This is a genomic window from Allobosea sp. 01N443, from assembly GCF_056399325.1.
Genome location: NZ_JBFTRC010000143.1, coordinates 1 through 14796 on the forward strand (window position 1 = coordinate 1; position 14796 = coordinate 14796).

Annotated in this window: 14 protein-coding genes; 3 read left to right on the forward strand and 11 right to left on the reverse strand. The window is 61.6% G+C overall.

All coding sequences use genetic code 11. The annotated features are described in order from the left end of the window. Positions 1-391: LysR substrate-binding domain-containing protein (locus tag AC1DRP_RS26390; RefSeq protein WP_476769996.1), on the forward strand; the 391-nt coding region annotated here is incomplete at its 5' end. A gap of 168 nt (positions 392-559) precedes the next feature. On the opposite strand, the gene AC1DRP_RS26395 is transcribed toward AC1DRP_RS26390, so the two are convergent. The 8 genes from AC1DRP_RS26395 to AC1DRP_RS26430 form a co-directional block, all read right to left on the reverse strand. Beyond that, positions 560-1474, reverse strand: coding sequence for an SDR family NAD(P)-dependent oxidoreductase (locus tag AC1DRP_RS26395; protein WP_476769997.1), 915 nt, complete (start codon positions 1472-1474; stop codon positions 560-562). Between the two features lie 65 nt (positions 1475-1539). Beyond that, positions 1540-2631 (reverse strand): Gfo/Idh/MocA family protein, encoded by a 1092-nt coding sequence (locus AC1DRP_RS26400; RefSeq protein WP_476769998.1) that lies wholly within the window; start codon positions 2629-2631, stop codon positions 1540-1542. Positions 2632-2764: 133 nt separating this feature from the next. Next, complete coding sequence (locus AC1DRP_RS26405) at positions 2765-3202, reverse strand: DsrE family protein (protein WP_476770007.1); 438 nt, start codon at positions 3200-3202, stop codon at positions 2765-2767. A 26-nt stretch (positions 3203-3228) separates the two neighbouring features. After that, a complete protein-coding gene (locus tag AC1DRP_RS26410) occupies positions 3229-4194 on the reverse strand; it encodes an MBL fold metallo-hydrolase (RefSeq protein ID WP_476769999.1) in 966 nt (321 codons plus the stop codon). 105 nt (positions 4195-4299) lie between these two features. Next, positions 4300-5124 carry an alpha/beta fold hydrolase gene (locus AC1DRP_RS26415; RefSeq protein WP_476770000.1) on the reverse strand — a complete coding sequence of 275 codons (825 nt, stop codon included), beginning with the start codon at positions 5122-5124 and terminating at the stop codon, positions 4300-4302. A gap of 267 nt (positions 5125-5391) precedes the next feature. After that, positions 5392-5691: a tautomerase family protein gene (locus tag AC1DRP_RS26420; protein ID WP_476770001.1), complete on the reverse strand. Its 300-nt coding sequence runs from the start codon at positions 5689-5691 to the stop codon at positions 5392-5394. Between the two features lie 36 nt (positions 5692-5727). Further along, a complete protein-coding gene (locus tag AC1DRP_RS26425; RefSeq protein WP_476770002.1) occupies positions 5728-6726 on the reverse strand; it encodes a zinc-dependent alcohol dehydrogenase family protein in 999 nt (332 codons plus the stop codon). 140 nt (positions 6727-6866) lie between these two features. Next, entirely contained in the window at positions 6867-9737 is a 2871-nt protein-coding gene (locus tag AC1DRP_RS26430) for an ATP-binding protein (RefSeq protein WP_476770003.1), read from the reverse strand. A 277-nt stretch (positions 9738-10014) separates the two neighbouring features. Between AC1DRP_RS26430 and AC1DRP_RS26435 the strand changes: the two genes are divergently transcribed. Continuing rightward, positions 10015-10338, forward strand: coding sequence for an acylphosphatase (locus AC1DRP_RS26435; RefSeq protein WP_476770004.1), 324 nt, complete (start codon positions 10015-10017; stop codon positions 10336-10338). Here the strand turns inward: AC1DRP_RS26435 and AC1DRP_RS26440 are convergent. Next, positions 10303-10524, reverse strand: coding sequence for a hypothetical protein (locus AC1DRP_RS26440; protein ID WP_476770008.1), 222 nt, complete (start codon positions 10522-10524; stop codon positions 10303-10305). The two genes, AC1DRP_RS26435 and AC1DRP_RS26440, sit on opposite strands and share 36 nt — an antisense overlap. Positions 10525-10671: 147 nt before the next feature. Here AC1DRP_RS26440 and AC1DRP_RS26445 point away from each other — a divergent pair, with 147 nt between their 5' ends. Next, complete coding sequence (locus AC1DRP_RS26445; protein ID WP_441492833.1) at positions 10672-12363, forward strand: FAD-dependent oxidoreductase; 1692 nt, start codon at positions 10672-10674, stop codon at positions 12361-12363. 686 nt (positions 12364-13049) lie between these two features. Here AC1DRP_RS26445 and AC1DRP_RS26450 read toward each other — a convergent pair. Both AC1DRP_RS26450 and AC1DRP_RS26455 read right to left on the reverse strand, forming a co-directional pair. Beyond that, on the reverse strand, positions 13050-14198 hold the full coding sequence (locus AC1DRP_RS26450; protein ID WP_476770005.1) for a hypothetical protein: 1149 nt from the start codon (positions 14196-14198) through the stop codon (positions 13050-13052). Beyond that, positions 14195-14752 carry a DUF4365 domain-containing protein gene (locus AC1DRP_RS26455; protein WP_476770006.1) on the reverse strand — a complete coding sequence of 186 codons (558 nt, stop codon included), beginning with the start codon at positions 14750-14752 and terminating at the stop codon, positions 14195-14197. Before AC1DRP_RS26455 ends, AC1DRP_RS26450 begins: the two co-directional genes overlap by 4 nt. Positions 14753-14796: the final 44 nt, after the last annotated feature.

The window sequence follows — 14796 nt, forward strand, 5'->3', positions numbered from 1 at the left end:
GACCTATACGGGACAAAAGGTTTCCACGATGTTCGACAAATATAATGTCAGATCAAACATAGTCTTGACCGCCGATTCAAACTCGACACTTTGCCAATTCGTCGCGGCCGGCCTGGGCGTATCTCTTGTTCACCCCCTCTTTATCGCAGGGGTCGAAAAACAAGTGGTCGTACGGCCGTTCGAGCCCATCATGCCGCTGGATTTCCTGGTCTGCTTTGGGCGCGATGCGAGAAACCCCCAGCTMATCTCCGAATTCGCGAGTGAGGCGAAAACAATGGCCACGCGTTTTGTCGATGATCTCTCAAAAAGCTGGAGCTGCGCCGGCCCCGCGGCGTTGCCCCTCGGCAGACAGCAAGCTATGGGCCGACGTCGGAGCAGCAGGAAAAACTAACGTGTCAATCGCGCCACAACCGGACTCTGGCTCTTTGCCCGAAAGCGGACCAACGCTGCGGCCTTGGATTGCCAACGCACGCCGGCACGCACCGAAGCACTCCATAGACCCGGCACACGGCCGACGTGTCCCGATCCGAGCCGGCAGGAAGTTCAGCGCCGCCTTCGACTAGGAAATCAGCCTGAGCGATGTGTCCCAAAGGCGCTCTGCGTTTCCGCTGTCGAGTGCATAGCGGGCAACGCCGGTGAAATCAGCGGGGCGGCGTGACACTGTCGTGGCCTCATTGCAATCCTCGAAATAGCGCCCGCCGACCCCCTGCAGCAATGGAGACGCTGCGAGAAGCACGGAGGTTGCCGCGCCTTGCCGCGGCGACTTCCGACGCTCGGGAGGTGTTTTGAGGCCACCCGTATGCTTCTGGAGATTGGTGGCGATCGCTCCTGGGTTTAGCGCGTTAGCAAAGATGCCATCGCTCGACCAACGTCGTGTTGCCTCTACTGCCAGAAGGGCACATGCCGTCTTGGACTGTCCGTAAGCGACGAGCGGATCGTAGGGCAGAAAATCAAAATTTAGATCATCAAAGATGACAGGTGCGATGAGGTTCCCGCTTGAGCTCACCGAAACGATCCGGGCGCCGCCCGCAGCCGCAAGCGCGCGCTGCAATCCGATTGCGAGTGTGAAATGCCCGAGGAAATTAGTGGCAAACTGCATCTCCCATCCTTCGGGAGTGCGTTCGAGGGTTGGCAACGCCATGATGCCAGCATTGTTGACCAGAATGTGCAGCGCACCGTCCCAATCGGCAACAAATCGGCGAACACTTCGCTGATCGGACAAATCGAGCTGCCTAACCAGGACGGAGGCGTCGTTAGACGCCGCGCGGATTTCGGCAGCCGTGGTCTCTCCTGCATCGATCCTGCGCACGGCCAGGGTGACCTCGGCGCCAGCGGCGGCGAGCGTTCGAGCGGTTTCCACTCCGATTCCCGAGGAAGCACCTGTCACCAGTGCGCGCTTGCCGCTCAGATCGATGCCTGAAAGGACCTGCTCTGCAGTTGTGCTGAAGCCAAAGGGCGTGGTGATGAGACTCATTTTGCATCCCTTCGGTGCCTCGTTGGGCGTCCGCTAGTCGAGCGACGGCGCCCATCCGTCCGCCTTTAGGGGCGGCGGGACGACCCCTGGCTGTGCTCGATCGTCTCGATCAGGCGGTGAAGCTCCACGGCGTCGTCGAATGTCGGTCTGAGCTGCGTTCCCTTCAGCAAGTCAGATGCGAGACGCTGGTATGAGAGAGCGAGAATCTGCTGTGGGCCCTCGCCAAAGCGGTCGGCTCTGTAATTCGCCGGAATATCCAGCTCCTCCAATGGTCCGCCCCCGCTTGCTCCCATCAGGTTGAAGCCGCCCAAACCAACATATCCGACGGGGCTCGTGATAATCAGATCGCCTTTTGTGCCATTGATCTCGACGTGAAAATTGGTGCCCCGCGAGAGGCCGCCGCGGAAATGCGCAGTGACCGCCACGCCATTCGCCAGTTGGCCGCTCACCATCACCTGGTCAGGGACCGTCATGGGCAGCTCAGCTCCAGTCTCCTCGAGGCGGATAGTCCGGCGACGGGTGATGAGAGTTCCGGCCACTTTGTCGAAGCGGCTATCCAGCGCATGAAGCAGCGCGTCGATCGAGTGAGCGAAAGGTACGTTCAGCATCGCCGCGCCGGCTGTCCGATCGAGCGTGTAAGCAAAGCTGCTGCTCATCGCTTCTCCCCAGACGATGCCGGAGCCGATCTGCGTGGCTGAAAGAACTTCGCCCAGATACCCGTCCCGAATGAGATCGCGCGCATAGGCGAAAGGCGGCGCAGCACGTGTCTGCAGGCCTATTGTGGTTGCGACGCCTTTGGATCGAGCAAAGTCACGCATCGCAACGGCGTCAGAGAGGTCCATCCCGAGAGGCCATTCGGAGAACACGGCCTTCTTCGCCGCGATCGCTTTGGTAACAAGGTCCTTGTGCCGAGTGACTTTGACCGCGATGACGACCAAGTCGACGTCAGGAGAGGCAACCAATTCCTCTGTCGTTCCCATTGCAAAAGGAACGCCGAATTTACCGGCGGCTGCGGTCGCGATATCGAGATTGCTGTGGCTAATCGCTGTAAGGCGGAAATCTGAAAGCCCCTTCAGCGCCGGGATGTGCGCGGTCGTCGCCCAGCCCTTGTCGGGATGGACGCCTATGATTCCGACCTTGATTGGGTTGCCGAACATGTCGCACTCCCTACGTCGGTGACGCGGCAGATCCCGAAGCCGACCGATGCTCCGCAGACAATGGCACGTCATCTCGAACCAGCGTCGAGCTCGAAGCAAAACGGCTGAGCAGCGGCCGGCTACTCGCRCCAAGTTATTCGGTGATCTTCACGAAACCCTGCTGAACGAGCTGAATCGTTCTCGCCATCGCGTCGAGGTTGATCTTCACATCCGGCAGCAAATCCATATTGCCCCAGCCGTTCGCTTTGGCGGTTGCGCCGCAGAGTTCAATGTTCACCCCGCGCTTCATCAAATCGGCGATCAGGCCCTGATACGGGTTGCCGGTCTTGATGTTTCGAGCGGCATTATAGGCCCGGTCGTTCAGCGTCGCGTGCCCGGCGTTGGTATGGAAGACCGCAATGACCTCGGACTGGGCATTCCAATCGCTGATGTCGCCGGTGATCAGATCAAGATGAAACAGCGACGCTGGGAGATCGCCTTCGAACGCAAGCCCGCCAATGCTGTGCACCGACTTTACGTTCTGCAGCGTGACCGGGATATCGATGACTATGGCATGTTCGGTTTTGGACATGGGGACACACCGTTCGGAAAAAGCCGTCACACGCCCTCGTGAACGAGCTTGGTGAAGAAGGCAGGGCCGATGACGAACTGGCCCCATTTCTCATCAAACTGAGCCGTCGGCTTGGCTGCGACAATCTCGTCCAGAGAGCGACCGTCACGTTTCAGCTTGGCGACATTCGCGCGAATGCCAACGAGCATGTCGTGGTAGTTCTGGAGCTCCGCCTTGTTGCTCACGGGTTGCCCATGACCCGGAATAACGATCGTCTGGTCGCTTATGCCAGACAGGATTGCCTCGATCGCGCGGATCGTGCCGTCAATGCTTCCTCCGGTCGAGTAGTCGATGAACGGGTAGATTCCGTTCCAGTAGATATCGCCAGCGTGGATGATATCCGCTTCTGCGAAGCTCACCGTGATGTCACCGTCCGTGTGGGCGTTCGGGCGGTGCTTGAGGAGCAGCGTCGCGTTGTTCAGCCGGATGGACTTCTCGTCGGAGATGGTTTCGGCCGGCAATGCGCCTGGGGGCGAGGGTGGGAAGTTGAAATCCCAATCCTCGACCCTCTGCGCTGCCATGAGGTGTTTGCGTGCATTGTCGTGGGCGAGGATCGCCGCTCCTTCCTTGTTGAGCCATTCATTGCCGTCCGCATGGTCGAAATGCCAGTGCGTGTTGATCAGGTGCTTCACGGGCTGGCGGCCGAGTGCGTCGAGAGCCTCGATGATCCGCGGCCGGGACGCCGTAATGCCAGCGTCGACGAGCACCTTCCCGTCGGGCCCGGTCAGTACAGCGATGTTTCCTCCCGATCCTTCCAGCACGGCCACATCGCCACGTAGCTTGTGGACGGCGATAGGCGCCTTCGCGGCTTCGGCGCGGATCATGTCGACGATGCCCTGGGCCTTGGCGAAGGCGTGCCTTGGGCTCAGCCAGCCATCGGTGGCCGTGATTGTGCCCGCGCCGATGCAGCACAGGCAAAATCCGCGGCGCGAAAGCCTGAATTCCTGGGTCATGACAATACCTTCCTCGGGCGCGCAGCCCGAGGCTGGCGCGTTGGTGGGTAAAGGCTGAGGGAGGGCGCTGATGGGCCGAAGCCGTCTGCGTCCAAGCTACGGTTGCTACGCCTTGATGAAGGCGAGCAAGTCCCGATTGATCTCGTCGGAATGCGTGCTGAACATGCCGTGCGGAAAGCCCTTGTAGACTTTGAGCGTTCCGTTCTTGAGCAGCTTGACCGACAGTTGGGCGGAGTCCGTGATCGGCACGATCTGATCGTCGTCGCCATGCATGACGAGGACCGGCACGTCGATCTGCTTGAGGTCTTCGGTGAAATCGGTTTCCGAGAATACCTTGATGCAGTCGTAATGCGCGTTGGCGCCGCCCATCATGCCCTGGCGCCACCAATTTCGGATCAGGCCTTCAGATACCTTCGCGCCCTTGCGATTGAAGCCGTAGAAGGGTCCGCTGGGTACATCGAGGTAGAACTGGGCCCGGTTGGCAGCGAGCTGGGCACGCAGATCATCGAAGACAGCGATTGGCGTGCCGTTCGGGTTGCGATCCGATTTCACCATGACCGGCGGGATTGCGCTGATGAGCACGGCCTTGGCGACCCGCCCCCTGCCATGGCGGGCAACGTAGCGCGTGACTTCGCCGCCGCCGGTTGAATGACCGATGTGGATCGCATCGCGCAGGTCGAGCGCGGCTGCCAGCTCTCCGACATCMGCCGCATAGGTGTCCATGTCGTTGCCCGTCGCGGTCTGCGAGGAGCGACCATGACCTCGCCGGTCGTGGGCGATGACCCGGAAGCCCTTGCCTAGGAAAAACAGCATCTGATTGTCCCAGTCGTCACCGCTGAGCGGCCAACCGTGATGGAAGACGATCGGCTGTCCCGACCCCCAATCCTTGAAGAAGATCTGCGCGCCGTCCTTGGTCGTGATCGTGTTCATCGGATGCTTCCCTCGTTCGCTGGAAAGATTGTTCGTCCGGTCTGGCTTTGCGATTTGGGCCTGCGCCGCGCTGGGAAGCCCGGCTGCGGCCGCTGCACTCGCCGCGGTCACCAGGACATCGCGCCGTGAGGCGCCCCACGCAGGTGACGGATTTGATGTCGTCATCGCCATCTCTCCTCTCGCTGCCGGTTGCACTTGCATGCAGCCACGCAATTCCGCTGCGCCACCGGTCGGCAGGCGTTCAATGGTCAGCAGTCAGCGAACCGATCAGGCTCGGACGGGCGCGGCGGCGGCCAACTCACTCCGGGTGGTCGGCCTGCCGTTAATCGTCTCGTAGACGGCCTTGGATTTGCCGAGCGTGTCCATCAGCGACTTCGGCCCCTCGAACGGCCTTCCGCCGATATGCCAGCCATCGGTATGCAACTCTTCGATCAGCACCCATACGACCTCGCGGAACGCCTCCGATCCCTCGAATTGGACCATGACGTCGGTGAGGGCCTTGGCCATTGCGTGCTTCTCTTCGGGTGTGAAGACGCCGTCGACCAGCTTGACGTTGACGAAGGGCATGACATCGCTCCTGGAAAAGGTGAGTTGGAGTTCGCGTTAGTCGGCGATATCGACGACGATCTTGCCGTTGGCGCTGCGATTTTCGACCTCGCGGTGGGCGTCGGCCACTGCGTCGAATTCAAACCTGCGTGGATCGACGAAGGGTTTCACCTTCCCGTACTCTGCCAGCTTCGTTGCCTCGCGCATGATCTCGCCATGGTGCTCACGACCTTGACCCGTCAGCATCGGCAACAGGGTGAAGACGCCCGAATAGCTCGCGGCGCGGAACGACAGTGGAGCGAGCGAGTGAGTGCCCCATCCGAGGCAGCTCACCACATGGCCGAAGCGGCGAACTGCGGTGAATGAGGCATCTAGGGCTATGCCCCCCACGGTATCGTAGACCACGTCGAAACCACGGCCGCTGCTGTGATCGTCGACATACTCCTGAGGAGTCGTCTGCTCGCGGTCGATCGCCGTGGCGCCCAATTCCTCGATAGCCCCTCCCTTCGAGGCCTTATCGACCGCGAACACCTCGGCACCGAAGGCCCGGGCGATCTGGATCGCCATCAGCCCAACGCCGCCGGCGCCCTGAACCAGAACCCGCTGCCGGGCCTGGACCTGGGCTCGGTCGACCAGACCTTCCCACGCCGTGATGAACACCAGGGGGAGCGCGGCAGCCTCGCGCATGCTGAGATTGACGGGCTTCGGCGCAAGAAGGCTGGCATCGACCGCAGCAAACTGCGCCAGCGATCCTTGAAGGCCCCCGACGCCTCCGGTCAGCCCGTACACCTCGTCTCCGACGACGAAGCCGGTGACGCCGGTCCCGAGCGCCTCGACAGTGCCGGCGAGATCCATTCCCAGGATCGCGGGAAAGGGGTGTTTCGCGTGCGCCGCGTTTCCGCTCCTGATTTTGAGATCGAGCGGGTTCACGCCGCTCGCCTTGACGCGAACCAGGACCTGGCCTGGCGCTGGCTCCGGGCGAGCGATGCTCGCCCGAGTAAAAGGCGCATTGGTTCCGTTGAGGACGAGTGCATCCATTGCGGCTGCCGTGGTCATCGTCTGACGCCTCTGTGAGGACATTTGCCGCTTACCTGGCGGCACACAGACGATGACCAAAGGACCAACCGGCAGCCAGTGAATTCTCGTGAATTCTTGTGTGGCCGCGCCAGCGCGGCGCACAAGCGCTGTTGGTCAGGTCAGGACAATTCGGCCAGAAGAGACTTCGCGGCTCGCAGATCAGCCGTCTCAAAGCCTTCGCCGAACCGGCGGTACACCGTCGCCAACGACCGATGCGCCTGAACGATCTCCCCGCGGCCACGCAGAAAACGAGCAAGGCTCATGCTGGCTCGAAGCTCCCACGACAGAGCGTCCTGCTGTTGCGCCCGCTTGATGGATTCAAGGAAACACGGCTCGACCAAAGCTGCGCCGGCGCCTTCCTGCAACAGAATCTCGCCCATGACGCGCAAAAGCTCGGCAACGCACCAAAGCTCCTCTTTTTCCTCGCTCCGCAGGATTGCGGCTTCGACGAGCGCCCGGCCCTCAGCCACTTGTCCCGAGAGTGCTAGCGCTTCGGCTAGGAAGCCGGAAAATCTGACGTTATAGAGAGTGAACAATCTCCCCTGTTGAAGTTCGCCCAGCGCGGTCCGGAGAAGCGGAATTCCGCGGTCGAGAAGGCCCTGCTTGATCAAGAGCGTGCCCTTCCAGCAGCGGCCGAACACCTCCCATGGGCCAAGCGCATTTGTTGCCGCCTGGTCGAGCAAGGTTGTGATCGCAACGTCCGCAGCAGCCAGATCCCCGACATGAACCCAGACGGGACATGCCCAACGTGATAGGGCATCACACAGCGAAATTGCGTGGCCGGTTGCCCGCGCAGCATCAGTTGCATGTTGGACAGCCTCCACTGCCTGATCAGGGAATCCCTGCATCCAGAGGAGTTGAGCCGGCTGTACGCGGGCAGCCACTGATTGTCCGAATCGAAAGCGTACCGAACTGGTTGGGCTGGTTCCGGCGGCGGAGACATCGTGAGCAAGCATGCGATCGGCATGATTGCGAGCGCCCCGACAATCCCCCATCGAAAACAGCGTCATGCTGAGCATCCGATCACCGATGAAGCGATCGAGGCTGCTTTCGGCGAGCGACATGAACCGTTGTGCGAGTTCAAGTGACGTTCCGTACTCACCCATGCCGACCTGACAGAGCCACAAACCCCAGAGGGCCTCTGACTGAGCCTCAACATCGGCGAGGTCTTCGGCCATCTCCAATGCCTTAGCGAATGCGGCCGGCGCCTGCGGCGCGAAGCCAATCTTGAAAGCTTGTGACAGGCCGAGCGCTCGGTAAAGCTGCATGACTTGGCGCGCCTGCGCATCCCGGGCTGCTCCGGGACCGATGCCCGACAATGCGCGCTGAACGCCGTTCAGGCATTCGTCGACCGATGACAGCTGATACCAAAGAGGGATGGCGGCCACGGTTACAGCGAGGCCGACCTCCGGATCGCCCTGGGGCGAATAAGCCCAATCGAGAACCATGCGCACATTGTTGATGTGGCGGCCGTACCGGCTGAGCCACTCATCACCAGGCAGTGTTTCGACTTCGCCATGCGCGTGCTTCAGGACAGCGCACAGATAGTCGGCCACTCCCCGCACGGCGCCACTGAGCTCGCCTCGTTGTGAAAGTTTAGCCAGCGCGTAGGCACGGGTTGTGTCGAGCAACCGGTAGCGTGCGACTTTCCCGTGGGCTTCCGCTGCGACCAGAGACTTGGAGATCAAATTTGCCAGATGATCGCGGATGTCGGTGGCCGGGTCGCCGGCACCGCTCATGATGGCGATCACGGCCTCAAGCGTGAACTCGCCAGCAAACACGGCGAGGCGACGCAGGACCGCCTGCTCCGGCGCCGACAGCGCCTCGTAACTCCAATCGAGTGTAGCAGCGAGCGTCTGGTGCCTCGGGAGAGCAGTACGTCGACCGCCAGTCAACAGTCGGAAGCGGTCGTCGAGGAGTTCTGCGATTCCTCGCGTGCCGAACGCCTCGACACGGCCCGCCGCAAGCTCAATTGCCAAAGCAATCCCATCAAGCTGGCGACAAATGTCAGCGACGACGGGCGCCTCATTGTCGTCGAGCTCGAACCCACTGCCGCGTGACGTCGCGCGATCGACAAACAGCTGGACGGCCGGGAAAGTCAGTGCGTCCGCGGCGGTCAATCCAGCAGACACGGCGGGCATCTCGAGGGGAGCGAGCCGGTAAACGCTTTCGCCCTCAGCCCGCAAAGCCTCTCGGCTGGTGGCGAGGACGTGGAGTCCTGGAGCTTCCTTGAGAAGTGTTTCTGCCAACCGGGCCGATGCATCAAGAACCAGCTCGCAGCTGTCGAAAATCAGCAGCATCCGCCGCTTACGCAGAAGCGCGATCACACCAGGAAGCGGGTCGGAAGCACCGTCGGCAAGACCGAGTGCAGCCGCCAACACGCTTGGCACCAGCTGGGCGTTCGCGAGCGGAGCCAAGTCAAGAAAGCAGACGCCATGCTCATATGACAAAAGGAGTTGTTCAGCGACGGCGAGACAGAGTGTGGTCTTGCCGATGCCGCCCGGTCCCACGACCGTTGTCAGACGGGATCTTTGAAAGCGGCCTCGAACGGCCTTGATCGCCTCGGCACGCCCGATCGGCTGCGTCAGTTGTCGCGGGAGATTGTTTCGGGCGCCTGTTGCCCCAGCCTCACCGGAGACATCGGAGGATGAGATTGGAGCCACGAACCGGTAGCCGCGCCCCGGAACCGCAGCGATATAGCGCGCGCCGGCCTGGTTATCGCCGAGGGTTCGCCGAAGCAGAGCTACCTGAGCCCTGAGGTTCGACTCTTCGACGGTGGCTTTCGGCCAGGCGCGCGCCAGCAATTCATCCTTGGTGACGACCTCCCCGACGCGCTCGGTCAAGGCGATCAGAATCTCAAGGGCTCGGCTTCCGACCTGTAATGGTTCACTATGTTGAAACAGACGGTGTTGATCAGGACGGAGGCAAAACGGACCGAATGTGAGAGTTCCGCCGCGCGGGGGCCTCGCGAGAAATGGTGCCTCGTCCATTCAGCGACATAGCTCCGGCTGCTGTCGAAGTATTCGACTATCTGAGCGGTCAAGCAATATGTAAGCCGAGGTCTCACTCTCCTTTTTGCGGAGGCTATCCGTCTCGTCGAGCGCTGCCCCTCGGAGCACCCAATGCCCTGCAAGATGACTCGAAGCGCCATTTCCGGACATTGGCCCGCCAGCCTGAAGCGGACATTCAAACGAGCGCGCCTTGAGATTGGTCAGGACTGGGTGTTAGATTTCATGGAGCGATTTCTTGACGGAAAAGCGGGATCGAATGGATCTGCACATCAGCATTTCCGGACGGGTCCAGGGAGTTGGCTACCGGCAATGGTTCCGCGGCCGCGCGCTCACGGCTGGCGTAAGCGGTTGGGTGCGTAACTGCGTAGACGGCACCGTGGAAGCAGCGCTTTCCGGTCCAGCCGAAAGTGTCGAGCGATTAGTTCTTGAGGCGGGGCAAGGGCCCCGCGGCGCAGATGTCCAGGATGTTCGTCGCCTAGAAGCAGCACCGCCGCGGTTAGATGGCGGCGGCCAGACCTTCTTCATTGCCGCAACCGATAGCTTTCTACAAAAAGGGCGCGATACTCCTCATTCGCCTTAGCCAGTCGCCCTTGAAGTCCGGAGATTTCGCGAATTCGCCGACCCTGTAAGGCAGGGCCTCGATGCGCCAGAAGCGGACATTGGCCTTCTGCCGGAAGGCGGACCTTGGCGCGCTTCGCCGATCCTTGCCTGCATAGTATTTCGCGAGTTTCAGCGCGCGCGGGCCGCCCTCTGAGAGGCGCCTCATGATACTTCGTAGCTGAGCAAATTCCCTTTCCGTCAACGTTTCCGAAGGCGCCTCAGCTCGCGCCCGCGTGATTGCGGTCAAGCTCCTAATCTGGTCGGATGGTGTCGCGCACGAGAAGTGGCAAAGGCCCGATACGGAGGTCACCCCATGGCAATCGGCGAGGCTCGGCGAGAGCAGATTTTTCCGACACTGTCCGCCCTTCAGATCGCGACGGCGCGTCGCTTCGCGAGCGGTGCACCGCGCCGCTTCGACCCTCGTGACGTCGTCTATGAAATCGGCGCCCGCAACGCCCCCTCCTGGCTGATCCTCGATGGCTCGGCTGACGCGATCCGGCGTAGCGCAGCCGGCCAGTCGTCGGTGGTCACCACCTACGGTCCCGGTCAGTTCACCGGCGAGACCAATCAGCTCTCGGGCCGTCCATCCCTCATGTCGGTCGTGGCGGGTGACACTGGCGCGGTCGCGATACCCTTTGATGCGCCGCATCTCCGTGCGCTTGTCATTGGATCGGCGGATGTCGGTGAAACGATCATGCGCGCCTTTATCCTCCGGCGCGTCATGCTGATCGAGGAGGGGCAGACCGGCGGCGCAGGGTCGATCCTGATCGGACGCCGGGATGATCCCGACATCGTCGGGTTGTCGGGGTTTCTCACCCGCAACGGCTACCCTCACACTGTCATTGCCGCATGCGAGGCAGAGGGTCGCGAACTGGTCGAACGGCTCGGCGTCGCCCCCGAAGATCTGCCGCTGATGATCTGCCCGAACGGCACATTGCTCAGAAGCCCGAGCAATGCGGATGCCGCGTCCTGTCTCGGCATCACACCTGATCTCGATCCGAAGATTGTCCATGACGTGGCGGTCATCGGGGCCGGGCCGGCCGGGCTTGCCACTGCCGTCTATGGCGCATCCGAAGGGTTATCTGTCCTGGTCCTGGACAGCCGCGCCTTTGGCGGCCAGGCGGGCGCATCCGCCCGGATCGAAAACTATCTCGGCTTTCCGACCGGCATCTCCGGACAGGCCCTCGCGGGGAGGGCCTTCAATCAGGCGGCGAAGTTCGGCGCCGAACTCGCCATTCCGCTGACCGTCGAATTGCTCCGCTGTAACGGAGCGGGTGCGGAAGCCCCGTTCACCCTCGAGCTCAGCAACGGTGGCACTGCGCGGTCGCGCACCATCGTGATCGCTTCGGGAGCGCGCTACCGGCAGCCCGACATTCCCAACATCGACGAGCTGGAGGGGGCCGGCGTTTCCTACTGGGCATCGCCCGTCGAGGCGCGACTTTGTGCCGGCGAGGACGTCGTCCTCGTCGGCGGAGGAAACTCCGCGGGCCAGGCGGTTGCCTATCTCGCACCGCAGGTCAGGCATCTGCACCTCGTGGTGCGCCGACCCCTCGAGCAGACCATGTCCCGGTACCTGATCGATCGAATCGCGGCGTTGCCCAATGTCGAGCTGCATGTGGGCAGCGAGATTGCCGATTTGCACGGCGACCGGGCGACAGGCCTGACCGGGACGACGTTTCGGGACAGCCGGACTGGTGCGATCCGGGAGTGCACGTCGCGCCACCTCTTCCTGTTCATCGGTGCCGATCCCAATACGCACTGGCTCGACGGCTGTGTGGCGCTCGACGGAACGGGCTTCGTCCTCACGGGGGAGCGCGCCGGTGACGGCGGGCGGCTGCCGCTCGAAACCAGTTGCCCAGGCATCTTTGCCGTCGGAGACGTGCGTGCCGGCTCGACCAAGCGGGTCGCCGCCGCCGTCGGCGAAGGTGCCGCCGTCATCGCGCAGATCCATTCCGTCCTGACACGGAACGTCGGACCCGCATTGAATGCGGTGCCGCAAGCTTGATGGAACGTGACCTCTACAACACCCCAGGGCCAGCTACGCTGAGGTGCATGCTCCGTTCAGCGGAATCTTGAAAGCCTTCGAGGGGCGGGACTGAAGTGCGCCACATCCAGACATTGGCTCACTGCCCGGAAGCGGACATCAGGATAGCTCGACCGCTTGCCCGGATCCGACCCATCTGAGACGTTGGGGCTGCTCGCTTCAGGGTTAGGTGGTTGTGGTCAGCCTCGCGACCGCTCCGACGATGTGCCGGAGCTGAAGTATTTTCTCCAAGCGCTCAACTTTTTCGAACTCCGGCGGGATCACCTCAGCGTCGTAGCCGGTCGTGAAGCCGAGCCGACAATTCCGAATGGTACGTCGAGATAGCGCCATTGTAAGGCTCCGCAGATTTCCGGGTCCTATTCACGAGCCATTCATAGCATGCAGCCAGTTTCGGCTAGCGCCAGATGCGGATTGGCTCCTGCCCGAAAGCGCACGTGGCCGATAGGGCAACGATACGCACGCTAGCGGGACGCGTCGGATTCCTGATTATCGGCGATCTGAAGAGGCCATATGGACATTTGGAGAGGTTTGTCTGGGAGACATCTAAAGTCGTGGCCGGTTCTTTAGTGTTCGGAGCCAGCATTCGCGGTCACGGCCGCACTGCAGCCCTGACCGGAATATCCAGCGCAACCATCAAACGGCCTCGGTCAGTTATCAAGGTCGTCCACGTCCGCGGAAAAATCAAACCCAACAGGGTTCGTTACGACGTAAGACCGCCCTGACTTCTTGACGTTGCCCCGTAATTTCACGGCTTGGTATCGGCCGTGAGCCTGGGTTGCCTTGTTGTAGTCGTCGAGCGGAAGTGTCACGACGACCTTACGGAGCACTTCGTCGATCGGTGCGTAAATCGTCACGCGCCCGCTAGGCTCCCCATCCTCCCTTTCCAGCCTGACAACAGGTCCTTGGACTAGGTAGTCTTCCAGAGTGTCCGTCGCTCGAAAAAGTCTTGCCGCTTCGGTGATTGCCGGGACGACGTCCTTGCTGATCACGACCCGCGAAAGGACATCGCTTGGCATCGGCCGATTCTGTGCCCATGCTACCGAGACAGCAATCGACGTGGGATCGCCGACTTTGAAAAGGCGGCTCACGGCCTCGCACAGGTTTGCGCTGACGCCATCGGCGACGGCGTCCTGAAATGGCTGGAAGCTTCCGCTGATAGACGCTTCGGCGGCGGCATCCACGGTGAGGCTGACGGATCGTGACAGCGTGCGGGTTACCCGACGCTCGAAGGGGTCCTCCGGAAATAGGTTCGTGTCGCTGTAAGCGTTAAGCTGGGGGGCCACAGGCGAAAGCATGGTCAGAACATAGCTGCCGTGTTCGGTCTGTCCCAGGCGGGCCGTTTCCATGTACTCATTGGCCTGCTGCGGCTTCCGCGCGTGGAAAACCGAACGTGGCTTCACAGCTGCGCACGCGGCCGCGAGAAGGATCTCACGAGCCTCTTCGAACAGGGTTAGTCCCTCGTCGATGCGTATCGAGCCGCCTGCCGCGTCAGAAGACTTCGCGGCGACGCGTACGACATCGAAACCGGAATTCAGCAGGTCTCGGATGATACTCAGCTGGGACCGCTCCTCCGCGACCTCCAGTTCGCGCAGGACGCCGCTCAGGAGCGAGACGTAATCGGATGCCCGCTTGTAGGGTATCACCAGCTCCGCGTCGGGCTTCTGGTCGTTGACCCAGACGGAGAACTTTCCAGCCGTCTCGCTATATCGCGTCCAGCCCTTCGCGCGCAGGTAACCGATAACGCTCAGGGGGCTGAGCGCGGAGATCGCGTCCTTGTCGGTGATGAGCGCCTTCATTGCAGTTCATCCGCGGCGACGACGCCGGACAGATCCTGCCCATTGCTGATCCTCGTCATCATCGACTGCAACGATAGCGGGGAAAAAACGTTCAATCGTGGCAGGTGCACGACCCGCGAGTCCTGGTCTGGAAATTCCGGAAGCCCTTTCAGCGAGACCCAATAGCCGCAATGGCTCAGGGCGAGCTGTTGTTCGCTCTGGGCGAGCCAGTTCGGAAGCGACTTTGGCGTGAGAACCACAACCAAGATCCGAGGTATCGAGACCTGCTCGTCCCGCAGGATGTCATAGGTCTCGATGTCGAGGGCATAGGAGGTGTGCTCCCCTTCGGCTGCGGAACTCAGCAGACTTTTCGCCTGCACGGCGATCATCGGTTTCGTAAACATCGTGCCACGAACCCGGGAGCCTATCAGCCAGTCGATCTTGTCGTTGTCCGGTCGCGGCGAAGAGATCGAGCATCCCGCCACTGCCGCCACGGCCTGAATGTAGGCGCTTGAGAATGCTTCCTGCCGGGCCGTAACGTCATTGTAGGGTCTCAGAATAGAAGCCGATGACACATCTACCCCCGACTGCGCCGACGTTCCTCAGTATGGTCTTTACC